The sequence below is a fragment of the Vibrio sp. SSH13-20 genome (assembly GCF_040104475.1).
Lineage (GTDB): Bacteria > Pseudomonadota > Gammaproteobacteria > Enterobacterales > Vibrionaceae > Vibrio > Vibrio harveyi.
The window spans coordinates 101903-126181 of sequence record NZ_JBECOU010000004.1 but is presented as its reverse complement, the minus strand read 5'-3'; the positions used below and the strand labels follow the sequence as shown (position 1 = coordinate 126181).

At 47.5% G+C, this 24279-nt stretch carries 16 protein-coding genes; 8 read left to right on the top strand and 8 right to left on the bottom strand.

Going from position 1 to position 24279, the window contains the following annotated elements:
• The first annotated feature begins 67 nt into the window (after positions 1-67).
• Positions 68-433, top strand: a complete 366-nt coding sequence (locus ABMY42_RS12575) for a VOC family protein (protein ID WP_017189632.1) — start codon at positions 68-70, stop codon at positions 431-433.
• Positions 434-497: 64 nt separating this feature from the next.
• Here the strand turns inward: ABMY42_RS12575 and ABMY42_RS12570 are convergent, their stop codons facing one another.
• From ABMY42_RS12570 to ulaR, 8 genes are all read right to left on the bottom strand, one after another.
• Positions 498-2978, bottom strand: a complete 2481-nt coding sequence (locus tag ABMY42_RS12570) for a GH92 family glycosyl hydrolase (RefSeq protein ID WP_349266363.1) — start codon at positions 2976-2978, stop codon at positions 498-500.
• Between the two features lie 89 nt (positions 2979-3067).
• Complete coding sequence (locus tag ABMY42_RS12565; RefSeq protein WP_349266362.1) at positions 3068-5524, bottom strand: GH92 family glycosyl hydrolase; 2457 nt, start codon at positions 5522-5524, stop codon at positions 3068-3070.
• Between the two features lie 144 nt (positions 5525-5668).
• The gene (locus ABMY42_RS12560) at positions 5669-8374 is read right to left on the bottom strand and encodes a GH92 family glycosyl hydrolase (RefSeq protein ID WP_349266361.1); all 2706 of its coding nucleotides are present in this window, start codon (positions 8372-8374) and stop codon (positions 5669-5671) included.
• A 48-nt stretch (positions 8375-8422) separates the two neighbouring features.
• Positions 8423-10843: a GH92 family glycosyl hydrolase gene (locus tag ABMY42_RS12555; RefSeq protein WP_349266360.1), complete on the bottom strand. Its 2421-nt coding sequence runs from the start codon at positions 10841-10843 to the stop codon at positions 8423-8425.
• Positions 10844-10963: 120 nt separating this feature from the next.
• Complete coding sequence (locus ABMY42_RS12550) at positions 10964-13795, bottom strand: GH92 family glycosyl hydrolase (protein ID WP_349266359.1); 2832 nt, start codon at positions 13793-13795, stop codon at positions 10964-10966.
• Positions 13796-13924: 129 nt separating this feature from the next.
• Positions 13925-15325: a fructose-specific PTS transporter subunit EIIC gene (locus ABMY42_RS12545; protein ID WP_010453114.1), complete on the bottom strand. Its 1401-nt coding sequence runs from the start codon at positions 15323-15325 to the stop codon at positions 13925-13927.
• Positions 15326-15336: 11 nt separating this feature from the next.
• Complete coding sequence (locus ABMY42_RS12540) at positions 15337-15777, bottom strand: PTS sugar transporter subunit IIA (RefSeq protein WP_005436338.1); 441 nt, start codon at positions 15775-15777, stop codon at positions 15337-15339.
• Positions 15778-16068: 291 nt separating this feature from the next.
• Entirely contained in the window at positions 16069-16845 is a 777-nt protein-coding gene (gene ulaR / locus ABMY42_RS12535; protein WP_349266358.1) for an HTH-type transcriptional regulator UlaR, read from the bottom strand.
• Positions 16846-17057: 212 nt separating this feature from the next.
• Here ulaR and ABMY42_RS12530 point away from each other — a divergent pair, with 212 nt between their 5' ends.
• The 7 genes from ABMY42_RS12530 to rpiA all read left to right on the top strand — a co-directional run bounded on the left by ABMY42_RS12530 (position 17058) and on the right by rpiA (position 24273).
• The gene (locus tag ABMY42_RS12530) at positions 17058-17903 is read left to right on the top strand and encodes a Cof-type HAD-IIB family hydrolase (protein WP_349266357.1); all 846 of its coding nucleotides are present in this window, start codon (positions 17058-17060) and stop codon (positions 17901-17903) included.
• 9 nt (positions 17904-17912) lie between these two features.
• Positions 17913-18623, top strand: a complete 711-nt coding sequence (locus tag ABMY42_RS12525) for a pentose-5-phosphate 3-epimerase (protein WP_005453033.1) — start codon at positions 17913-17915, stop codon at positions 18621-18623.
• A 71-nt stretch (positions 18624-18694) separates the two neighbouring features.
• A complete protein-coding gene (locus tag ABMY42_RS12520; RefSeq protein ID WP_349266356.1) occupies positions 18695-19852 on the top strand; it encodes an iron-containing alcohol dehydrogenase in 1158 nt (385 codons plus the stop codon).
• Between the two features lie 23 nt (positions 19853-19875).
• Complete coding sequence (locus ABMY42_RS12515) at positions 19876-20610, top strand: HAD family phosphatase (protein WP_017189624.1); 735 nt, start codon at positions 19876-19878, stop codon at positions 20608-20610.
• A gap of 4 nt (positions 20611-20614) precedes the next feature.
• Positions 20615-21568, top strand: coding sequence for a transaldolase (gene tal / locus ABMY42_RS12510; protein ID WP_349266355.1), 954 nt, complete (start codon positions 20615-20617; stop codon positions 21566-21568).
• A 12-nt stretch (positions 21569-21580) separates the two neighbouring features.
• The gene (gene tkt / locus ABMY42_RS12505) at positions 21581-23578 is read left to right on the top strand and encodes a transketolase (RefSeq protein ID WP_050907978.1); all 1998 of its coding nucleotides are present in this window, start codon (positions 21581-21583) and stop codon (positions 23576-23578) included.
• Positions 23578-24273: a ribose-5-phosphate isomerase RpiA gene (gene rpiA, locus ABMY42_RS12500; protein ID WP_050907977.1), complete on the top strand. Its 696-nt coding sequence runs from the start codon at positions 23578-23580 to the stop codon at positions 24271-24273. The genes tkt and rpiA overlap by 1 nt, the downstream gene beginning before the upstream one ends.
• Positions 24274-24279 lie beyond the last annotated feature (6 nt).

The following is a 24279-nucleotide window of genomic DNA, read 5'->3' as shown; positions in this document are numbered from 1 at the left end:
CCCTAGTCAGGGCGCGCTGAGTTACCTAGAGTGGTTGAATACGTGCTACATAATGGAAATTTAGGAAATGGAAAACCTCAATATTGTTGAAATTAAATCTTTTGTTCCGGCGAAAGATTATGAGCTATCAAAGCGTTTTTATCAGGCGTTGGGTTTTGAGATGCCTTCGGATTTTGGTGGTGTGGCGTACTTCTTCAAGGGCAGTTGCTCATTCTTGCTGCAAGATTTTTATGAGCCGAAACATTGCAATAATTTCATGATGCATTTGTTGGTGGAAGATGTTGCCAGCTGGCATGAACATGTTTCGAATGTCGATCTGGCGTCATTCGGAGCCAAGATGACAGAACTGGTTGATCAACCTTGGAAGATGCGAGAGTTCTGTTTGCACGATCCTAGTGGCGTGTTGTGGCGTATTGGTCAGAACATCGATTGATTTGTTTATGAAAAAAGGTCAGCGCTTGCGAACTGACCTTTGAAGAGGGAAGAGTGATAGAGGTTTATTGAGGCGCTTTCATCGCTTCTGATTGATCGCCCGTCATCACGAAGTGCAACTCACCACCCGGTTTGAACTCGGAATGGTCGAAGAAGAAACCGTTATCCAAAGCTTTGCCATTGATGGTGACAGACTTGATGTACATGTTGTCATCGGCGTTGTTCTCTGTGGTGATGGTGAACGTGCCGCCTTTCACCGGAATCACCGCTTTGTCGAATAGCGGACGACCCACAGTGTAAATAGGTTCTGCTGCGTTCACTTGGTAGAAGCCTAATGCAGACATCACATACCAAGCGGACATGGCGCCCACGTCTTCGTTACCAACTACGCCTTCTGGGGCAGCGAAATACATGTCATCAAGAATGTGGTCGACGACTTGTTGCGTCTTCCATGGCTCTGCGGTCCAGTTGAATAGGTAAGGAATGTGGTGTGAAGGCTCGTTACCAAACGCAACTTGACCAATCAAACCAGACATATCCGGTGTTTCAGTGCCTTGGCTTTCTGCGGTGAAGGTTGCTTCTAGGTTTTTCTGGAACTCAGCATCGCCACCCATGATGGTCTTCAAGCCCGCGATGTCATGCGGTACAAACCAAGTCCACTGCCACGCGTTACCTTCGGTGTAGTTGCCTGTCTCGTGTTCTGTGCCGTATGGGTCGAATGGCGTCATGAAGGTTTCATCAATCATCACTGGGCGCATAAAGCCCGTCACGCCATGTTCTGCGTATTCAGTTGGGTTGTAATCGAAGTATTTTTTGTAGCCTTTTGAGCGTTCAAGGTATTGCTCTTCCGCTTGAGTATCACCGGCCGCTTTGGCGATTTGTGCGATAGCCCAATCGTAGAATGCGTTTTCCAGACCGTAAGAAACAGACTCAACCGTGTAGTCTTCAAATACTGGTTCACCATCGACACGCTGGATAGCAGGCGTGAAGCCGTTTTTCTCAATGTAGTCGATGTGCTTGGTTAAAGTGCGATCCAATACGCCCTGATCCCAATCTGCTTGCAGTACCGGGTAGTTGCCGTAAGTCGAAGAGTCGATCGCGGCTTTCAGCGCCAGCTCTTTCTCTTGTTGAGTAAACTCTTCTGGGAACTTGGTCATTGCATCCGCAATCACTGCTACCGCTGGGTAGCCAACCATGGTGCCTGTTTCGTCACCTAAGTGCTCCCATTTCGGCAGCAAGCCGCTTTCAGTGTACTTCTGAACTAGGTTCTTCGCGTATTGCACCGCGCGAGTTGGCTCTGTGATGGTTTTTAGTGGGTGTAATGCACGTTGGGTATCCCATAGAGAGTAAACCGAGAAGTTTGGCTGTTCTTCCGTTGCTTGACCGTAAGCGATGGAGTATTCCCCTTCACCTTCACGAATCGAGCCTTTGCCCATGCCACGGAATCGACCATCCACGTCTTGATGCACCATCGGCGCAATCTTGGTGTGGTAAAGCGCAGTGTAGAAGATCTCTTTCTGATCTTCCGTGCCCCCTTCAATTGAGAAGTTGAGTGCTTTTGCCCATTTCTCACGTGCGTTGTTGCGCGCAGTATCGAAAGAGACATTCGCTTCGGCATCGTAGTTGTTTTCTGCGCCTTGTGGGTCAACCGCAGATAACGCCACTTGAGCATTCAACTCTTGTGAGCCTTCATCTTCAAATTCGATGTAGGCAGTGACGTCCGCTTTGACACGCTTAACTGGATTACCTTGGTCATCGTAAATCAATTCAGAAACGTGCTCTGCCGTTAGGCCGTCAACAGGCTTACCATTAGCAAGGATGTAGACGTCTTTGATCTTCTTATCGAAAGTCGCATAGAAGAAGATTTTTTGGTTTTTAGCCCAACCAGAGAAGTGCGCTGCGTCGCGCTCGCCCGTGATAGTATGACCGTCTTCGCTCACCGTCAGTTTGTTGCGCAGAGAGGTCGAACCCCAGTCACTGTTAAGGATGGAGTTGAGGTCTATCTTCAGACGTTGTGGTTGACCTTGTGGGTAGGTGTAGCGGTGGAAGCCGACACGTTCAGAAGCTGTAAGCTCAGCTTTGATACCGTTCTCAGCAATCTTCACCGAGTAGTAACCCGCTTCTGCCACTTCTGAGGTTTTGTCCATTTTGACTGAAATCGCTTCGCGGTAGTCGTCGCTGTCTTCGATGTATTTAGCTTTATCTTCGGTAAACGGCAGGAACAAAATGTCACCTAAACCGCCCATCCCCGTGCCAGATAGGTGAGTGTGGGAGAAGCCAAATAAGGTCTTTTTATCGAAGTGGTAACCTGATGAAGAGTGCCAGCCGATCAGCTCGGTATCTGGAGAAAGTTGCACCATGCCTTCTGGCACAACAGGACCCGGGAAGGTGTGTCCGTTAAAGCCTGTTCCAATGAATGGATCGACGTATTTTAGGTTGGAAGTATCGACGCTTGGTGAGGTGTTATCGTCGTCATCGTTGCAGCCAGCCAAACCAATAACACTTGCAATCACAGCGGTGGCGATAGCGGTTTTCGTAAAGTTCATAATCTTGATTCCTTAGGCAGGAAGCGCGTCACTTCCTGCCACTGAGTTAATCTATCTGCTTATTCTTTAAACACGAATTACATAAAACGTTACTGAGCTTGAAGCGCTTCTTGCTTGTCACCCGTCATGACGAAGTGAAGCTCGCCACCCGCTTTGATTTCGCTGTGTTTGAAGGTGAAGTTGGCATCCAGCGGTTTGCCGTTGATGGTTACGGACTTCACGTACTTGTTGTGTGGGCTGTTGTTGTCTGCGATGACTGTGAATTCGCCGCCTTCCACTGGAATGGTGATTTCATCAAACATAGGGCGACCGATGGTGTAGACCGGATCCGCAGGCGTCACTTGGTAGAAGCCCATTGCCGACATCAAGTACCAAGAGCTCATCTGACCCACGTCTTCGTTACCAATCAAGCCAGTTGGCTCGCTGGTGTACATCTCTGACATGATGCGGTCTAGGTACTCTTGCGCTTTCCATGGCTCATCCGTTAGCGCGTATAGGTAAGGAATGTGGTGCGATGGCTCGTTACCGTGCATGTACTGACCGATGTAACCCGTCAGATCTGGCAGCTCTTCACCTGTGTTTGAAGAACGCGCATTGAATAGCTCGTCCAAGTCTTCACGGAAGGCTTTCTCTGGCGTGGTGTCTTTGCCTTGTGCCAAGTCTGCTTGGTAGATTTCTTGTTTCAGACGGTTGAAATCGTGCATTGGTTGGAACTTCCATTGCCACGCGTTCCCTTCGGTGTAGGCAAACTCGTCCACGTAGTAAGGGTCGAATGGTAGCAGCGGGCATTTCTCTTTCATCACGCCTGAGCCTTCAGGCCATTCAACCATTTCACACTCATCCAAACGATCTTCATCAATCGGTTGGTTGAACTCCAAAGGCGGTTTGTTTGGTGATGAGCTTAGCGGGTGGTTTTTCGGACGTAAGAAGCCTGTCTCTGCATCCCAATGGTTAAGCCAGTTGTCGGCACGAGTCATAAACTCTTCTTGCAGTTTTACATCGCCAGCCATGCGCGCGATTTCTGCCATTGTCCAGTCGCCATAAGCAAACTCAAGCGTGTAAGAGGCGCTGTTCCAGTAGCCGTGATGAACAAAGCCGTTTTCTTCGTACACCTTCACTTGCACAACGTTTGCTGCGCCGATGTTGTTGTCTTCCGTCCAATCTGGGAATTCAGATGCCTCGTGGTAACGCACCGTAAACTCTGCCGCTTCTTTGGCCAGTTGTGGGTCGATGTCTAAGCCTTTTGCCATCGCGTCAGCAATGATAGAAACCGCAGGGAAGCCGATCATAGTGCCAGTGTAATGGCTGTGCAGTTCCCATTTCGGCAGAATGCCACCGTCCTCGTATTTACGAATCAGGTCGTTGGCAAACTCTTCGGCACGTTCTGGGTCGATGATCGTTTTCAGTGGGTGCGCAGCGCGGAAGGTATCCCACATGGAGTACACAGAGTAGTTTGGTGTGTCGCCCGCGTCTTTTTGAATGCGAGTACGCATCGCAGGGTATTGACCGTCGACATCTTGGAAAATCATTGGCGCGATAGAAGCGTGGTAAAGCGCGGTGTAGAAGATCTCTTTCTGATCTTCCGTGCCACCAGATACCATCATGCGGCTAAGCTCTTGGTGCCATGCGTCGTTGGCTTGAGCGCGCGCAGTATCAAATGACACGTCTTTCGCTTCTGCTTCTAGGTTTTTCTCCGCACCTTCTGTGCCTGTTGGTGACAAGCCTACTTGGATTTCTAGCGGTGTTGATGATGGTGCGAATTCTAAATAAGCGATGGTTTTCACTGCGTCGATGTTGTCGTTGTTTACATCGATTTCCGTTTCTGCGCCGTCAACTAGAGCAATGGCTTTGACAATAGGCTGGTTGAAGGTGGCGTAGAAGTAGACGTGTTGGTTGTTCGCCCAACCGTTCGAGCTACGTAAACCGCGAATGGTGTAAGCGTCGATGAACTCTAAATCACCCTTCATGGTGCGGTTGTTGAAGTGACCTTTGTTGAGAGTGTGGTCTAAATCGAACTTGATGTGTGGCGTGGTGCCTTCTTTGAAGGTGTAGCGGTGGAAGCCAACACGTTGCGTGGCAGTTAGCTCCGCTTTGATTTCGCCTTTGTTCAGTTCAACCGCGTAGTAACCCGCTTCTGCGGTTTCGTTGTCTTTATCGAAGGTGTTGAAAACGGCGTTTTCTTTCTTGGTGAAAGGCAGAACTAAGATATCACCAAGGTCGGTAATGCCTGTGCCAGAAAGGTGAGTGTGGGAGAAGCCATACACTGGGATTTCAGTCAGCTTGCCGTGGTCGAAGTAACCGGCGGCAGAGCCCCAGCCTTCCATTTCGGTATCAGGAGAAAGTTGTACCAAACCGTAAGGCACAACCGCCCCAGGGAAGGTGTGACCATCTGCGCCTGTACCAATCAATGGATTGACGTATTGAGTTAGTGTGGTGTCGAGGGATGGAGTACCAGACTTGCTGTTGTCGTCATCACTGTTACAACCAGCAAGACCAAACATGGCAGCGAGAATAGCGGTAGAGATAAGGGTTCTTTTTAGTTTCATTTTTATGGTTCCACAGAAGTGAAGGTTCTACAGAAAATAAGGGGCGAGGGTGTACCCCTTTATCCCCGCCCCACTTGACGTTGCAACGATGTCGCCTAGTTACAACGCCAAGTAGTTTGGGGATGTTATTTGGATGGGTATCAGTTACTGCGCTTTCATCGCTTCAGATTTGTCTGAAGTCATGACGAAATGCAGCTCACCACCGTCTTTCAAATCGCTGTGCGCGAAGCTGAAGTTGTCACTCAATTGTTTGCCGTTGATGGTCACCGACTTCACGTAGATGCTCTCTTGGCTGTTGTTTTCTGAGGTGATGGTGAATTTACCGTCCGCGACTGGAATCACGGCTTTGTCGAACAGAGGACGACCGATGGTGTAACTTGCTTCGCCCGGCGTGACTTGGTAGAAGCCCAATGCAGACATCACATACCACGCCGACATCTGACCGACGTCTTCGTTGCCAATTAGACCTTCATGCGTTGGGTGGTAGAACTCGTTCATCGCTTGGTCGACGATTTCTTGTGTCTTCCAAGGTTCCGCCGTCCAGTTGTATAGGTAAGGCACGTGGTGATCAGGCTCGTTACCCATCACGAACTGACCGATGTAGCCAGACATGTCGTGTGATTGGCTCGTATCGGCGTTGGAGTCCGCATTAAACAGCGCATTCAGGTTAGCGAGGAATGCCGCTTTGCCTTGTTCGGTTACGTCTTCAGGAAGAGAGAAGTCAGTGCGGTCGATGTGCTCGCCACCCATCACGTTAGCCAGACCGTTCAAGTTGTGCGGTGCAAACCATGTCCATTGCCATGTATTGCCTTCGGTGAAGTCTTCGCCTCGGTGCTCGGCGCGGTAAGGCCAGAACACGTCGCTTTCGTTGAGTGCTTTGCGGTCTTTACACGCGTTGTAGTCCATACCGTCTGGGATAGACAGCGCCATGTTCTCGTCTAAACATTCGGCTTTCAGGTTGTTTGCCCAAACCTTGCTGCCGCTGTTCATGTAAGCCGGACGCATAAAGCCCGTCGCACCCAATGCGTTGCCTTTGGTGTCTTGCAGTTTGCCGTATTGCTCTGGGTTGTAATCGAAGTAGTTCTTGAACGATTCTGAGCGTGCCATGTAACGGTCGTACTGCTGGTCGTTGCCCGCAAGTTTAGCGATCTGAGCGATACACCAGTCGTAGTAAGCATTCTCAAGACCGTAAGACACCGACTCGTTCACGAGCTCGTCGTATTTATCGACTTTTAAGCCTTCCACGTAACCCGGTTTGTCGCCAGAATCCGGAGCCCATTTGGTATTGGCTGGAATAAAGCCGACGTCTTCTTGGTAGTCGTTATGACGAGTCATGACCGTGAAGCGTTTGTCACCGTTCCAAGCATCTTGGTAAGGCACCCAGCTTTCGGTTTTATCAAGGTTGAAGTTGACCGTCTCATCAGCGGCTTTCAACGCCAAATCAAACTCAGCGGCAGTAAAGGCTTCTGGGTGTTTGACCATGATATCGGCGATAACCGAGACCGCAGGATGACCGACCATTTCACCGGTGTAATCCGAGTGCAGTTCCCATTTTGGTAGTACGCCGCCCGTTTGGTATTTGTTCAATAGATCGCGTGCGTGTTCAATCGCGCGGTCTTTGTCGATGATGGTTTTCAGTGGGTGTGCGGCGCGGAACGTATCCCACATTGAGTATACTGAGTAGTTCACTAAGCCATCTTCTGCTTGGTGCACTTTGCCATCCATGCCACGGTATTTGCCATCCACATCTTGGTATAGGAATGGAGCAACAAACGTACGGTAGAGCGAGGTGTAGAACATGGTCTTGTCGGCTTTGTTGCCGCCTTCCAGTTCAAACTCGCCAAGGATGTTTTCCCAAGCCACGCGGTTTTGTTGTACGACGTTGTCGAAATCCCAACCGTTGGTGTCTGCTTCTAGGTTTTTCAGTGCGCCGTCAACGCCAGTGCCAGAAATCGCTACCTTGACTACCAATGGCTCATCGCTCTTACCAAAGTTCAAATGAGTCAGGACATCGTTTGCGCGTTTCGCCAAACGTTCTGGGTCAGGTTCTGGTTCGCCCGGCATTGGTTTGTGCTCCGCGTAACCACGGTAATCTTCCAAGCCAACTTCGGTAGCGTCAGTTGGAGTCAGTTTGCTCTCAGAAGCCAGCTTGGTGTACAGGTTCTCTTCAATGATTGGATCAGAGAATTCTGCCGCGAAGAACACGGTTTGCCATTGACCCCATTCGTTTGAGGTACGCGCGCCTACGACTGTGGTGTCGTTAACGCGCTTGTAGTAGATGCTGCGAGAATGGTTGCCGTATTGTTCTAACAGTTCGTGTTGCAGGTCGATACGTACTTTGCGGTCTTCACCCGGTTTGAAGGTGTAACGTTGGAACGCCACGCGGTCGGTTGCCGACAGTTCAGCTTTTACGCCAGTTTCTACAAGGTCAACCGAGTAGTAACCAACCTCTGCCACTTCCGAGTTTTTATCCATGGTCACGGCGTCGGTATTAAAACCTGTGTATGGCAAGAAGGCGAAGTCGTTTAAGTCGCCTTTACCTGCGCCAGAAATGTGGGTCATTGAGAAGCCAGAAAGCAGGCTGTGCACAGGATCGTATTCAACAGGTGAGCCTTTACCATTCCAACCGTTTGGATCGAAGTTATCTGGTGAAGGTTGAATCATACCTTCTGGCATAACTGGAGATGGGTTAACGTTGCCAAGACCTTTAGTGCCGATCAAGGTATCAACGAATTCCAAAGTAGGGGTAGAGATAACTGGAGTTTCTGGATCAGAGTCGCTGCCACAACCAGCAAGACCAAGCATGGCGGTTAACACTGCGGTAGAAAGTAGGGTTCTTTTTAGTTTCATTGTTTTTATTCCACGAGAAAAGGGGGACACAAGGTCCCCTCAAAATCATTATTCGCCTAGGTTGGCTTGCATTGCTTCAGACTTGTCAGCCGTCATCACGAAGTGCAGTTCGCCGCCTGCTTTGAATTCACTGTGCTGGAAGGTGTTGTACACATCCAGAGGCTTACCGTTGATGGTTACTTCTTTGATGTACATGTTGTCTGGACCGTTGTTTTCAGCCGTTACCGTGAACGTGCCAGAACCAATGTCTACCGTCGCTTTGTCGAAGATTGGACGACCGATGCTGTAGGTTGGATCGGTTGGCGAGATTTGGTAGAAGCCCAGTGCTGACATCAAGTACCACGCCGACATTTGACCTACGTCTTCGTTACCGATGATGCCGTCTGGCGTCGGTTTGTAGAACTGGTCGTAAACTTGGTCTAGGTATTCCTGCGCCTTGTAAGACTCTTCAGTACGGTTGTACAAGTAGATAACGTGGTGCGAAGGCTCGTTACCGTGAATGTACTGACCGATGTAGCCTGTCATGTCTTGGTGTGCTTCGCCGCCATTTGGATCGGCGGTAAATAGGTTGTTCAGCTTGTCGTTCAGACCTTGCGTGCCGCCCATGATTTCAGTCAGCTTGTCTAAGTCTTGCATGAACGCCCATTGCCACTGCCACGCGTTGCCTTCTGTGTAGTAGAACGCGTCAGACTTGTAAGGGTCGAAGTCAGTTGAAGCGTATTTCAGTGCACATGGGTCACCTTCTTTCAGTTCTGTCGGTACAAAGAAGCCCGTGCCGTCTGTGTTACCTGCTTCTGCATCCCAGTGTTTCAAAGAGTTGTAAGAACGAGCTTTGAACTCTTCATACGCGTCCATATCGCCAGCAGCTTTTGCCATTTCTGCGATCGTCCAATCGTAGAATGAGAATTCCAACGAGTACGACACTGAGTTCCAGTTCGGGTAACGAACACACTGTTCTTTCTCGTGGTAGTTCAACTGACCTGCCATGAGTGAGCTTAGGATGTCGTCATGAATCTGTGGGTATTCATGCGGCGTGTAACGTGCTGATTTCACTGATGCGGTGTAAGCTTGCTCTGCATCAATCAAGCCTTTGGTTACCGCATCGCCAAGAATCGCTGCCGATGGGTAGCCGATCATGGTGCCAGTTTCTGAGCCGTGACCTTCCCATTTCGGCAATAAACCAAACTCGTCGTTGGATTTACGAATCAAGTCTTTCACGTATAGCGTTGCTTGGTCTGGGTCGATGATGGTCCACATTGGATGAACCGCGCGGAACGTATCCCACGTTGAGTAAATCGAGTAGTTTGGTGTGTCGCCATCTTTCAGTGTGCGCACCGTGCCAAGCATATCCACGTATTGACCATCCACATCGTAAAACTCGATTGGTGCGATCATCATGTGGTACATGCCAGTGTAGAAGTTGGTTTTCTCTGCGTCAGTGCCGCCTTCTACTTTGATTTTTGCTAGCTTCTCAGCCCACGCGTATTCCGCGTCTTCTTTTACTTGTGCTAGGTCGAAACTTGGTGCTTCCGCCTCTAAGTTTTTCTGTGCACCTTGCCAGTTAACTGGAGAGATACCCACGCGGATTTCAATTGGCTCTTCGCCTGTGCCGAAGTTTAGGTAAGCCGTCAGATCATCGCCTGAGTAAACCGCACCATTACGCATTTCGCGCGTTGGTTCTAGATCTTGTTCGCCCAACAGTGCTTTGGCGATTGGTTGGTTGAATTTCGCGTAGAAGAAGATGTCCTGACCTTGGTGATCTTGCCCTTGGAACCAGCCTGTTGATGTTTTACGACCGCGAATGGTGTATTCGTCCACCACTTCTACTTTGTTCTTCAAAGACTTGCCGTTGTTGTTCATTAGGGTATGACCCAAATCGAACTTAACGTTGCGGTCTGCGCCATCAGCAAAGGTGTATTTGTGCAAACCAACGCGTTTGGTTGCGCTCAGTTCCACTTCGATTTGACCTTGGTTTAGCTTGGTTTTGTAGTAGCCTGCGCTTGCTTCTTCATTGGCTTTGTCGAAAGAGTTAAGTTGTGTGTTCGCCATGTCTGCGTATGGCAGAACCAAGATGTCGCCTAAGTCCGTTGCGCCTGTACCTGAAAGGTGAGTATGGGAGAAGCCGTACAGCGGAACGTCAGTGTTAACCACTTCGCCAGTTTCGTAGTTGGATGAATCCCAGTAGCCAGAAGCTGAGTGCCAAGGGTTAAGTCCTGATTCGTGGTCTGTGTTAGAGCCGATGAAAGTATCTGGAGACAGTTGAACCATACCTGCCGGTACCGTCGCGCCCGGGAATGTATGACCAGAAGCTGCTGTGCCGATCATTGGATCGACGTATTTCAACACCGCAAGATCAACAATTGGATCGCCTGGCAGTGAAGAGGAAGAATCGTTGTCGCTGTTACAGCCAGCCAAGCCACCCGTCAGACCAACCAGGATAGCCAAAGAGATAAGATTACGTTTAAACATGTGCATACCGTTTTGTCGTTATTCGTATATAAAAAAGTGTTTATAAGAGACTGCTTATAAAATTTTCTTGTAGGGATAGCCGGGAGATGCGCTCCCCCGGCTGAGTTGTCACTATTGGGATTAACGAGAACCTGCAGGCATCTCGTCTTCATGCAAGAACTCACCGATGCCTTGTGCTGGTGGAAGATCTTGCTCTAGAGAGCCCCAACGTTGATTTGGTTTGTCGCTCATCACGAACTCTAACTCACCGCCGTACATGATTTCGTCATGAGTCAGGTAAGTACGGTTGAAGTCTTTACCGTTGTAGCGAGCCGACTGAATGAAGATGTTTTCGCGGCTAACGTTCTTCGCGGTAACCGTGAACTTCTGGTTGTTGCCGACATCGATAGACGCGCTTTCAAACAGCGGAGTACCGATTTCGTAGATGCCAGAAGAAGCGTTCACTGGGTAGAAGCCAAGCGCACGGAACACAAACCACGCAGAGAGCGTACCGAAGTCGTCGTTACCACAAATGCCGTCAGCGGTGTTCTTGTAGCAAATGTTGGTTGCTGCGGCGATGGCTGCCTGACCTTTCCAAGGTTGACCTACGTAGTTGTACAAGTACGGTACGTGGATATCTGGTTCGTTACCTTGAACGTGCTGACCAACGTTACCTGTGTTGAACACTGGGAATTGGTTGTCGCCTGCGTTGCGGTCTGGGTAGGTTGACCAGTACTCATCCAAGCGCGCTGCGAACAAGTCACCGCGTTCTGCTTCAGGGTTTTGTGTCTTGTCGAAGCGTGTCATCAGGTCAATCAAGCCATGAATGTCGTGCTGAACACTGAACGAGTATTGCCAGCCATTCGATTCAGAGAATGCCCAGTTAAACATGTCTGGACGCCAGTCTTTACCAACCGCACGACCGGTGATTGGGTCTACCCAACCTGCATCGATAAACTCGCCATCATAGTCACGGGCTTTGAACCAACCTTGGTATTGCTTACCACCGAAGTCGAATTGCGCTTGCCAGTTTTTAGAACGGTTAGCGAACTCGGTGTAGCGTGGATCTTCTTCACCGAACACTTCTTTGATCGATTGTGCGATTGCCCAGTCGTTCATTGAGTATTCAAGCGAGTAAGATGCTGTCCAAGAGTCTTTAAATGGTGAGTGACCGCCGTAAGAATCTGGTGGTGTGTCGTGCAATTGCGCTGGCACGTAACCTTGTTCTTCGTACTCTTTGATCCATGCTACGCCTTGGCTTGTTGCGGCGCGCGCGTCTGTGATCATCGCTTCAACTAAACGTTCTTTAACGTCTTTGCGCTCTGCTTCTGTGAAGCCAAGATCGATCATGCGTTTTTCTAGTGAGCCTTTCGACAACACATCATGAATCACAGGCGTTGAGTGCATGCCCATCATCATGCCGGTTTCGTTGCCTTTGAATGTCCACTCAGGCAGACGACCTTTGCGCACGTTGCCTTTGTCATCCACCCATTCTTCTTCAGCGTAAGACAACATAGACAGCACCACGTCTGCTAAGCGGTCTGGCTCAAGAATCGAAGATAGCGGTTGAACTGCGCGGTAGGTATCCCACAAAGAGAAAGTGTCGTAACGCGTGAAGTCTGCTTTGCCATCTTTGTTGGCATCGGCAGTGCGGATCGATTCTTTCAGCGTATCGATCTTGTCGCCCCAAGGAGTGTTGCCATCTGGGTAAGCGTTACGACCTTGGTGAACTTGGCGGTAGCGACCATCTAAGTCAGAGTGAATGGTTTGACCTAGGTACGAGTGGTACATCGCGGTGTAGAACGTCTGTTTGTAATCTTCGTCGCCAGAGACTTGGATCTTGCCGAGTTCGTCTTCCCATTTCTTCGTTGCCGCTTCGCGTACTTGGTCGAAGTTCATGCCAGCAACTTCTGTCATGTTAAGAGAAGCACCTGATTTACCGTTCTCGCCGATCTCAACGTTTGATAGCGCCAGTTTGGCTTCAACCGTTAAGCCGTCTTTGGATGTGTCGAACTCTACGTAAGCGCGCGCGTATTGGTACTTGCCGCGTGTCTCGTTACCGATTTCAGTAATGCCTTCTGGCACGTCCATGTAACGACCTTGCTCTTTATCGTAGTAAGCAAAGCGAACGTTTTTGATTGGTTGGTCGAATTCCATCACGAAGAATTCTTTTTGGCTTGGTGCCCAACCATCAGAGAAACGGTGACCTTCTAGACGGTTATTGTCTTTGTCCCATTTCAAGTAAGAATCTGAGGTGTAGTCCCAGTTAATTTTGAAGCCAGTGTTCACGATGATTTCTGACTTCTCATCACGAGGGAAGGTGTAGCGGTGCACACCAACGCGATCCGACGCCGTCAATTCAGCTTTGATGTCGTAATCCAATAGATCGACTTTGTAGTAACCTGCTGTCGCTTGCTCGTCACGATGTTGGAAGCGAGACGCTTCTAGGTTTAGCGTTGCCGAACCTTCATCAATCATGTAATCCGAACGCGAGTTGATTGGCATGACGAGAATGTCGTTCAAGTCGCCAGCACCTGCTCCGGAAAGGTGGGTATGAGAGAAACCGGAAGTACGTGCGTCGTGGTAGTAGTAGCCTGAAATGTATTCCCAGCCGTTAGAACCGTTGTTTGGAGAAAGCTGCACCATGCCGTGTGGTGTGGTTGCACCAGGGTAGGTGTTGCCTAGGTTACCTGTGCCGATGAATGGGTTGACGTAGCGTGTTACGTCCATATCGGCGAAATCTACCGGAATGTGAACGCCCATGTCGATTTCAGGTGTTTCTGGGTTTGGCTTGTCATCACAGTCGCCATCGCCAACTGGAGGACATACTGGCTTGCCGCCGTCAGGAATATCCGGCAGTGCAGGGTTGGTGTCACCGCCTTCATAAATGTTGGTTGTGTCGTCGTTACAGCCAGTCAGACCGACTAGACCACTGAGAACTGCGCAAGCGAGTAGGGAAGGTTTGAATTTCATTTTTAAAGCCTTGTAAATTGTAGGGTTATATAATTAAAAAAATCAGGGGTATTACTAAAACTTAAAAACTTAAAAACTTGAAATAGAGCCCTTTGGGGGAAAGGGCTCTTAGGGGGAGGAGCTTAAGGTTTAAGCTTTCACAAGAGTCGCTGCGTTACGCATCGCTTCTTTCGTTGAACACTCAACAACGTTTGCTTTTGCAAAGCGGTGAGCGTCTTTTACTTGGATATCGTGAGCTAGAATAACCAGCTTCGCGTTTGCTACATCTAGGTCAGTGATGCGGTTCTGGATACCGTTTTGACCTTGAGTTTCTACTTTGATTTTCAGACCCGCTGCTGCACCTGCTTTCTCTAGTGCTTTCGCTGCCATGAATGTGTGTGCTACGCCAGATGGGCAACATGTTACTGCTACGATGTCGTACTCGCCTTCGCCTGCTGCTGGAGCCGCTTGAGCTTGTGCAGGTGCTGCTTCTGCGATTTCGTCTTCTGCTTCTTCTTCAGCAACTGGTTTCCAGAAGCCAACGATAACTGCTGTTGTTAGTGAGCCTAGTGCGATACCCACAACGTACATTGGGATGTTGCTTGATACAGGAGCTGTGATTAGACCGCCCCATGGTGCGTGTAGCAGTACGTCTGTTAGGAAGCCGAACACACAGCCAACGATACCACCAGCAACGATTGAAGGAAGAACGCGTACAGGGTCGTTTGCTGCGAATGGGATAGCACCTTCAGAGATACCGATAGAACCCATGATTGCTGCTGCTTTACCTGCTTCTTGCTCTTGCTTAGTGAATTTCTTCTTGAATAGGAATGTTGCTAGTGCCATACCTAGAGGAGGCGTACAGATTGCGATACCAACACCACCCATTAGCCATGGTTGAGTATCAACTTGAGTTTGAGCGAATAGCGTTGCTACTTTGTTGATTGGACCGCCCATATCGAATGCAGTCATACCACCAAGAATCGTACCTAGAACCACTTTAGAAGCGCCAGCCATAGAAGCTAGGAATTCGTTCATAGAAGCCATGAAGATCTTGATTGGCTCACCGATACCCCATAGAACGATACCTGCAGAGATAAGCGTACCTAGTAGAGGGTAGATGAAGTAAGCGCCCAACGCAGTCATGTTAGCAGAAAGAGGGATCTTCTTAAGTTGGAATACCACACCACCAGCGATGAAGCCCGCTACGATACAACCAAGGAAGCCGCCGCCCATGTCAGCCATGATGCCAGAAGAGATCATCGCTGGTGCTAGAGCTGGTTTGTCTGCAATTGAGTAACCGATGAAGCCACCAAGAATAATTGGGAACAGCACCAGACCTTTAATACCGATATTAGAAATATCAGCCAATAAACCGTCCGCAGGAACCGCACCTTTACCTGATGCCATTACCGCTAGCGCCAGTAGTACACCACCCGCAACGATAAATGGAAGCATGTGAGAAGTACCGAATAAAAGGTGACCTTTCATGGTACTTAGGATTTTTTTGAAATCGCTATTATTACTAGCTTGAGCTGTGATTGTACTCATAATTTCACGCCTTATGAATTAATTAAAATATTTAGTATTTGGTTTTCGTCTTTTGCGTTATGAATATCTTCAATAAACTCTTCGCTAAATTTACCGAATAATTCTTGAAGAACATAAATATGATGGTCGGCACCGTTATCTGGTGAGGCAATCATGAAGAATACGGTCGGTTTGACTCCCTCTTCGTCGCCATACTCGATGCCTTCGCGCTTTACGCCAACAGCGATTGCAGGCTCTGTAACCGCTTTGCTTTTTGCGTGTGGGTAAGCGATGCCGTCCATTGAAGTTACGCTTAATGCTTCACGCGCTTCGATGTCGGTTAAAAAAGCCTCTTTACTGCTGATTCGATTATTTTCGAATAGCATTTGCGCTAGCTCTTCAAAGACTTCTTTTTTATTATTTGCTTGAAGGTTGCCTTTAATTAAATTGACGTTTGTTAGTTCTGTAATCATTTTTTGACTCATTGGTACTGAAGTAATGAGGCAAATTTAATTAATGTTACGGTTTTCTGAAATAGTAAAAAAAATCCAATAACTATATTTTTGTATCACTGAGAGCTAAGTGTGATAGAAGTCATTAATATCAATGAGCTAGAAGGGAATTAGTATTGTGACTTATATTCCATTTATTTTGAAATTAATAATGAAGCTTGAAAATAAACGAGAAGGGAATCAAATATTAATTGAAAAAGCCGGAAGAACATGACTGTTGCTTCCGGCTGTTATGTCTATGGTAATACGTTGCTATACCGTAATTACTTGAACGCCAGCTTCTTCTAGTGCTTTAAGTGTTGTTTCATCGGCACCTTGATCCGTAATTAGGGTATCAAGTTGAGAGGCTGAAGCCAGAAGCTTTCCGCCGTGTTTGCCTATCTTGCTACTATCGACTAATGCTACTAGACGATCACCGTATTCCAATAGTTTCTTCTCAGCCATGTAAACCAAGAGATCAGAAGTGTACACGCCAGCTTTCGAAACACCGGTACCTGTGAAGAAAACGTAACGACTTGAATAGTCGTCAGTATTTTCAGCATCTGGTGAGATGGTAATATGACGCTCTGGTAGATACTGCCCACCTAGAATGATCAAACTAGAATGTTTCTTCTGAATGAGTTGGTAAGCAAGTGGCATAAAGTTGGTCACCACTTGAATGTTGCTGCCAGCTAAATAGTCACCCAACAATAACGTTGTGTTACTGCCACTTACCACCACACTATCACCTTCATCACACATTTCAGCGGCGGCTTGGGCAATCCGAGATTTAGCTGCAAAATTCTCAATGTCTTTTTCTGAAGGAATGAAATGAGAAGCAACATGAGATTGTGTGGCTACTTGTTCTGATTTAATCACTTCCGCACCATTGCGGATCTTAGTGAGTTTCCCGTCTTCTGCGAGTTTTGTTATGTCGCGTCGGGCTGTTGATAGAGAAATATCAAGCATCTCAACGTAGTCGCTCGTGCTGATATACGTGTGATTTCCTAGATACTCCAAAAGCCTTCTATGACGCTGAGCTTCATTCATAGTTAAGTCCTTGATTTTTGTTTTGACCAATTTTGACCGAATTTGACGTTTTGAGCAAATAAAAAATCAAAATGACGTTTTTTGAATTGTTTGTGACCGATTTTTGTGATCTTTAGCCTGTTTTGAATCATTTTAAGTCAAAAATGACTTTACGTGACGTTATTTGACCGTTTATAGTCATTTTGCGTCACAAAGAGTCATTGGAGACCAAAATGAAGTATCAAGCAATCATTATCGATTTAGATGGCACACTGTTAAATGACCATAATCAGATCAGTAGTAACAATATCGAAGCGATCAAACTTGCGATTAGTGAAGGTTATAAAGTCACATTAGCAAGTGGTCGTCCACATAACCTGATGCTTCCTTTTGCCAAGCAGCTTGGCATTGAACTGCCGATGATTTGCTGTAATGGCGCCTACCAGTTTGACCCTGTTCAAGGCAGCATTAACGATAGCCAAGTCATTGGTTCAAATGCACTCAATGCATTACTCGACACTCTCAATATTGGTCAGTTTTACTTCACGCTTTACTGCGAAAACGGCATTTTCGCGACTCAACAATCTGAACACTTCTTAGGTCTTCAGCAACAGATGTTGGCACTGGGCGTTGAGGACAACATGAAAATTGTACAGAGTGTTCGTTCACTACTTAATGAATGTGGTGATGTATATAAAGTCTTGGTCTCTAGCGAAGACAAAGTCGCTCTCTGTGAATTACGTGATGTGCTGATTCATCATCATGTACAAGCCGATCTTTCAACTCCGAACAAGCTTGATATCACAGCGAAGGGAGCGAACAAAGGCACCGCAACTCTTCACCTACTTAATCAACTCAACCTGAATCCGAAATACACCATTGCTTTTGGTGACGGAGACAACGATGCAGAAATGTTACGCGTTGTTGGGGAACCCGTAGCAATGGAAAACGCTAGTCCAGTCATTCGTGGGTTAGCGAACTTAATTGTCACAGATAACAACGGTTGCGGCATTGGGCAGTACCTCAGATTGATCGTGTCTGAAGGTCAGCATTCATGCCAACACTCTTACTTCTATTAAGGAAACACAATGAAAAAAGTAAAAATCGCAGCAGGTCTTGCACACGTAGATTACGGCCACATCGCAGATATCGTAAAAGAAGTGTCTGACGCGGGTGCGGATTACATTCACTGTGATGCTGCTGATATGCATGATTTGAAAAACATGCAGCTTATGGGTGGTCATCAAATCGTTGAAGGTATTCGTCAGTACACGGATAAGCCAATCGAAGTCCACGCTTACTTTAAAGATTGTGATCGTCTATTTGTAGAAAAGATTGCTAAAGCTGGCGCAGACATGCTGATTCTTCCAGCAGAGAACTTCTTGGGTGCGCCATTGGCGTACATGATGAAGTACTGCCGTGACTACAACATGAAGTTTGGTCTAACCGTTGGCTGTTTTACTCCTGTCTCTTTCGTTAAAGAAGCAATTTACTACCTAGACCGACTACACATTGTTATTCATGGCGTGAACAACGATGAATGGTTATGGCGTGAGTCTGCGATTGAAATGATTCGCGAAGCGCGTCAGCTAATTAACGAGCGTAACCCTAACTGTGAATTGTGTGTTGACGGTGGTATCCGTAACCACAACCTAGAGCCGCTGTTGAAAGAAGACATTGATGTGATGGTGGCATCAACCAACATCTTCGGTCACAAAGAAGGCATTACAGCTGGCGTAAAAGATTTCCGTGCTGCACTGAATGCTGCTGAAGAAGCCGTTGCCGCTGAACTAGCTTAATTAGAGTTAATGGTGTCGGGCTGAACTTCCCCCTCGAAATGCTCCGGCTCGACACCAACCAAGGAATTGCCATGACACATTTTAATCACTACCAACCGACTAAGCTGAGCTTTGGCCCGGGCAATGTGAGCCAAATTGGTCATATGATTGCCAAATACGGTCGACGCTGTTTGATTGTCTCTGAACCGATATTTGAAGCAGTTAAACCAGCTTATGAGCGTATTTTTGCTTTGCTTGCCGAACAAGATATTCATGTAACGCACTTCGATGGCGTTGTACCTAATCCGCCAACGGCGGTTGTTGAGCTTGGACGACAAGTTGGTATCGAAGCTGACTGTGACGTTGTACTTGCCATTGGCGGTGGTTCATCGATCGATACCGCGAAGATCATCGCAGCAACCATGAAGGTTGACACAATTGATTGGGCACACTGGTTTAAAAATTATGATTCGCCTTTTGGTGATATTAAGGCGCTGCCAGCATCAACTGTGCCTTTGATTGCGATACCAACAACATCTGGAACGGGCTCTCAGGTTACTCATGCAGCGGTTATTACTGATCTTGATAGCCACTCAAAACTGACATTGTTCCATCCTGATTTTTATCCATGTGAAGCCATTATTGATCCTGAATTAATGCTGACCTTACCACCTCGTATGACAGCGATGACTGGTTTTGATGCGTTTTCACATGCGTTTGAGTCGTACACCGGCACAAAGCCTTCACCATTAGTTGATAGTTTGGCGCTAGAAGCCATGAAGCTGGTGGTAGAAAACTTGCCTGCTGTTGTGAAGAACGGCTCCGATATCGAAGGTCGTTGTCGATTGGCAAGCGCTGATACGTTGGCTGGGATCTCCTTGGCTAATGGTGGCGCAGGCGCACCGCATCCTCTAGGTGAAATCTTAGGTAGTAGAAAAACGAATTTACCTCATGGTTTGACACTAGCGGTGGTTTATCCCGCTTATGTTCAACTGCAATGGCGTAAACAACCAGAACGTTACGCAAAAGTTGCTGAGCTATTTGGTGCCGTGGGAAGCACTGAAGAAAAAGCGCAATCGCTAGCAACGCACTTAGTCACGTTTTTAGGGCAAATTGGTTTAGAGCACAACCTAACGCAGGTAGGAGTCACAGAGGAAGACGTAAAGGCATTAGAACCAGCGTTCTGCTTCAACCTACCTTTGACAACGGGCGAAGAGATGAAAACGATTCTGCACGCCAGCTTGGTATAGCAGAACAAAAAGGGGTTGAGAACATGGAAAACGAAGTAAAAACAATGAAATTTGCAGCGTTGAATGTGGATAGAGAGGACATCAAACGTCGTGATATTCAAGCGTTAATCTTCGATTTCGATGGTCTACTCGTCGATACAGAAACCTGTTTGTTTAGGGCCTGGGAAGCTCTAATGAAGCCATTCGGGATTGATGTTTCGCCACTCCAGGTTGCTGGTCTAGTTGGGAGCTCAGTACCAGCAACCTCTCTTTGTGACCTTTATCGATATCATTCAAAGCAAGTGTTATCTGATGATGAAATCAGACAACAAGTCTTTAGTCATGCTTATCGACTGATTGCACTTCAAACAGAACGAAAAGGTGTTCGCTGCTATCTAGACACAGCAAAGCAAATGGAGCTTAAGATGGCGTTAGCAACAAGTTCTGAATACGAGCATTACATGCCGATTCTGAAGCGCCTGAATTTAGAACATTACTTTGACTGTTTCACCGGAGCAGAAGAAATCTCGATTGAACGTCGTAAGCCATCTCCGGACGTTTATCTCACTAGCCTAGAAAAACTCGGAGTTTCTGCCAGTCAAGCCATTGCCTTTGAGGACTCTCCTCCAGGAGTTACAGCGGCTCGAGCGGCAGGTATTTCAACAGTTGCGGTAACCAATTACCTGACTCAGCACTTAGATGTCTCGCATGCAGACATTGTTTTATCGTCAATGAGTCAAATTTCGCTAGCGCAATTGATTATCAACTTATCGAGATAGAGTTATGAACAAATTAGAACAAATGAAAAAATACACAACGGTTGTTGCTGATACTGGTGACATTGATGCGATTGCTGCATTCCAGCCTCAAGATGCGACGACAAACCCTTCATTAGTGCTTAAAGCGGCAGAGATGCCTCAATACGATCACTTGATTGTAGATGCGATTGAATGGGCGAAAAAACAAAGCGCAGATAGAGCACAGCAGATCATCGATGCAAGCGATAAATTGGCGGTCAACATCGGCGTAGAAATCTTAAAAACCGTACCAGGGCGTATCTCTACTGAGGTTGATGCTCGCTTATCATTTGATAAAGAATCCAGTTTGGTGAAAGCGCGAAAATTGATCGCCATGTACCAAGAAGCTGGCATTGAGAAAGCGCGCATTTTGATCAAGCTGGCGTCAACATGGGAAGGCATTCGTGCAGCAGAAGTACTCGAAAAAGAAGGCATTAACTGTAACCTAACGCTGCTGTTTAACTTTGCTCAGGCAAAAGCGTGTGCAGAAGCGGGGGCATTCCTTATCTCTCCATTTGTTGGTCGTATCTTAGATTGGTACAAAAACAATACTGATCAAAAAGAATACCTTCCACATGAAGACCCGGGTGTTGTCTCGGTTTCTAAGATTTACAACTACTACAAAGATCATGGCTACAACACTGTGGTTATGGGCGCTAGCTTCCGTAATGCTGACGAAGTGCTCGCTCTAGCTGGCTGTGATCGTCTAACGATTGGTCCTGCAATCTTAGATCAACTTGCAGCGCAAGAGGGTGAGGTTGAACCAAAGCTTTATGCTCAACGCACGAATGTGAACCCTGCGCCAACGGCAATGACTGAAGCTGAGTTCCGTTGGGAAATGAACCAAGATCCAATGGCGACAGAGAAGTTGTCTGAGGGTATTCGTAACTTTGCCGTAGACCAAGGCAAACTAGAAGCAATGATTGAAGCACGTCTGTAAGGAGCAGTGAAGATGATCTCTCGAAATAAACTTGCAGACACGATTCGTGTATTGAGTATGGATGCGGTGCAAAAAGCTGGCTCTGGTCACCCTGGTGCACCGATGGGCATGGCGGATATTGCGGAAGTTCTGTGGCGTGATTTTCTAAAACATAATCCCACCAACCCTAATTGGCCGGATCGTGACCGTTTCATTCTTTCTAACGGTCATGGCTCTATGCTGATTTACAGCTTATTGCATTTGTCTGGCTATGATTTGACGATGGCAGATATTCAATCTTTCCGTCAGTTGCATGCTAAGACTGCGGGACATCCAGAATATGGTTATGCACCGGGGATTGAAACAACGACTGGTCCGCTAGGTCAAGGCATTACCAATGGGGTTGGTATGGCACTCGCTGAGAAGGTATTAGCTGATCAGTTTAATCGTCCTGGTCATGATATCGTTGACCACCACACCTATGTGTTTATGGGTGATGGCTGCATGATGGAAGGCATTTCCCACGAAGCTTGTTCGTTAGCTGGCACACTAGGTTTAGGCAAGCTGATTGCGTTTTGGGATGACAATGGCATTTCAATTGATGGCGAGGTTGAAGGATGGTTTTCGGATGATACGCCTAAACGTTTTGAAGCATATGGTTGGCACGTCATTGCGGATGTTGATGGTCATAACGCTCAATCAATTCGCCAAGCGATTCTAGAGGCTCAGGCAGAAACCAGTAAGCCAACGTTAATTTGCTGTAAAACCATTATTGGCTTTGGATCGCCAAACAAATCAGCAAGCCACGATTGTCATGGTGCACCGTTAGGTGAAGAAGAGGTAGCGCTAGTACGTCAAAACCTAGGTTGGGAATACGCCCCGTTTGAAATCCCGCATGAAATCTATCAAGCGTGGGATGCCAAAGTTGCAGGTAAAGATGCGGAAGCACAATGGGCGAATCGCTTTGTGGAATATGAATTGGTATACCCAGAGCTGGCAGCAGAGTTTAATCGTCGAGTAAAGGGCGACCTACCAGAAAACTGGGCTCAAATCAGTGAAGATGTGATTAAAACTTTGCAAGCCAAACCTGCGACTATCGCGACTCGCAAAGCATCGCAAAACGCGATTGAGGCCTTCGGCGCGCACTTACCTGAATTCCTAGGTGGCTCGGCAGATCTAACTCCATCAAACCTAACGAATTGGTCTGGTTCAAAAGCAATTACCGCTCAGGATGCTTCAGGTAATTACCTTAGTTACGGAGTTCGTGAATTTGCCATGTCAGCCATGATGAATGGCATTGCTCTCCACGGCGGTTTTATTCCTTATGGCGGCACATTCTTAATGTTTATGGAATACGCACGTAATGCATTGCGTATGGCCGCATTGATGAAGCAACGCAGCATCTTTGTTTACACGCATGATTCAATTGGTTTGGGTGAAGATGGTCCAACGCATCAACCTGTGGAACAAATCGCATCACTGCGTTTAACGCCAAACATGAGCACATGGCGTCCTTGTGACCAAGTCGAGACCGCAGTCGCTTGGAAAGCCGCTGTCGAGAGAACGGATGGTCCAACTTCACTGATTTTCTCGCGCCAGAATCTTGTTCAATTTGAGCGTGATGAGGAGACATTAGAAAACATCGCGAAAGGTGGTTACATCTTGTCCGACTGTGACGGTGAACCTGAGCTTATTCTCATTGCCACGGGTTCTGAAGTTGCTCTTGCTATGGAAGCAAAGGCGCAGTTGAACAATGTTCGCTGTCGTGTGGTTTCGATGCCTGCAACCGACGTGTTTGACGCGCAGAGTGCACAATACCAACAACACGTTCTCCCAACCAATGTGACCAAGCGTATCGCGATTGAAGCTGGTATTCGAGATTATTGGTTTAAGTACGCTGGCTTACAAGGAGAGATCATCGGTATGACGAGCTTTGGTGAGTCTGCTCCTGCTGATCAGCTCTTTGAAATGTACGGCTTTACTGTGGCAAACGTTGTAGATACTGCCAAGCGTATGATGGAGAACGCGTAATGGAAACTTTCATCACAAATACGGTGGATGAATGTGTAAGAGTCAAGGCTGCGAAAGCAGCCTTGGACCACATTCTACAAAATGTCACTCCAGATACGGTTATTGGAATTGGTACAGGTGCAACAGCAGAAGTATTTGTCCAATTATTGGCAGCTAGTGGCGTGGCGTTTGCTCACTGTGTATCAAGTTCAGAACGCTCTTCTAAAGCCATCCAGAGTTCAGGTTTGAAAGAAATCCCTCTCGCAGACTGCTTGTACGTGGATTATTACGTTGATGGCATTGATGAAGGGTTGACAAACGGCATCACAATCAAAGGTGGAGGCGCGGCTTTAGGGCGTGAAAAAGTCATTGCCTCTATGACTAAGTGCTTTATCACCATCTCAGATGAAGGACGTTTAGTGGAGACGTTGGGGAGATTCCCTCTGCCAATTGAAGTCCTCCCAGCGGCGAAAATGCCAGTTATTCTCGCCTTAAAATCCCTTGGTGGTCGTCCTTTGCAACGCCCTGATTGCGTTACTGATAATGGCAATATCATTTTGGATGTTTCTGGTCTAGATATGAGTGAGCCAACCGAATTAGAACAGCGACTGAACTCCCTTTCAGGTGTGGTTGAGAATGGCATATTTTCTCAATGCCGTGCGCACTATATGGCGTTTTCAAATGCACAAGGCGTTCGTTGGTTATCGGTAAATTGAGAGCCT

What these genes read in the sequence shown, in the direction of transcription:
- ABMY42_RS12565 (WP_349266362.1), bottom strand. Translation starts at nt 5,524, where the DNA reads ATGAAACTAAAAAGAACCCTTATCTCTACCGCTATTCTCGCTGCCATG.
- ABMY42_RS12575 (WP_017189632.1), top strand. Translation starts at nt 68, where the DNA reads ATGGAAAACCTCAATATTGTTGAAATTAAATCTTTTGTTCCGGCGAAA.
- ABMY42_RS12530 (WP_349266357.1), top strand. Translation starts at nt 17,058, where the DNA reads ATGAAGTATCAAGCAATCATTATCGATTTAGATGGCACACTGTTAAAT.
- ABMY42_RS12550 (WP_349266359.1), bottom strand. Translation starts at nt 13,795, where the DNA reads ATGAAATTCAAACCTTCCCTACTCGCTTGCGCAGTTCTCAGTGGTCTA.
- ABMY42_RS12560 (WP_349266361.1), bottom strand. Translation starts at nt 8,374, where the DNA reads ATGAAACTAAAAAGAACCCTACTTTCTACCGCAGTGTTAACCGCCATG.
- ulaR (WP_349266358.1), bottom strand. Translation starts at nt 16,845, where the DNA reads ATGAATGAAGCTCAGCGTCATAGAAGGCTTTTGGAGTATCTAGGAAAT.
- ABMY42_RS12570 (WP_349266363.1), bottom strand. Translation starts at nt 2,978, where the DNA reads ATGAACTTTACGAAAACCGCTATCGCCACCGCTGTGATTGCAAGTGTT.
- tal (WP_349266355.1), top strand. Translation starts at nt 20,615, where the DNA reads ATGAACAAATTAGAACAAATGAAAAAATACACAACGGTTGTTGCTGAT.
- ABMY42_RS12555 (WP_349266360.1), bottom strand. Translation starts at nt 10,843, where the DNA reads ATGTTTAAACGTAATCTTATCTCTTTGGCTATCCTGGTTGGTCTGACG.
- ABMY42_RS12525 (WP_005453033.1), top strand. Translation starts at nt 17,913, where the DNA reads ATGAAAAAAGTAAAAATCGCAGCAGGTCTTGCACACGTAGATTACGGC.
- rpiA (WP_050907977.1), top strand. Translation starts at nt 23,578, where the DNA reads ATGGAAACTTTCATCACAAATACGGTGGATGAATGTGTAAGAGTCAAG.
- tkt (WP_050907978.1), top strand. Translation starts at nt 21,581, where the DNA reads ATGATCTCTCGAAATAAACTTGCAGACACGATTCGTGTATTGAGTATG.
- ABMY42_RS12540 (WP_005436338.1), bottom strand. Translation starts at nt 15,777, where the DNA reads ATGATTACAGAACTAACAAACGTCAATTTAATTAAAGGCAACCTTCAA.
- ABMY42_RS12515 (WP_017189624.1), top strand. Translation starts at nt 19,876, where the DNA reads ATGGAAAACGAAGTAAAAACAATGAAATTTGCAGCGTTGAATGTGGAT.
- ABMY42_RS12545 (WP_010453114.1), bottom strand. Translation starts at nt 15,325, where the DNA reads ATGAGTACAATCACAGCTCAAGCTAGTAATAATAGCGATTTCAAAAAA.
- ABMY42_RS12520 (WP_349266356.1), top strand. Translation starts at nt 18,695, where the DNA reads ATGACACATTTTAATCACTACCAACCGACTAAGCTGAGCTTTGGCCCG.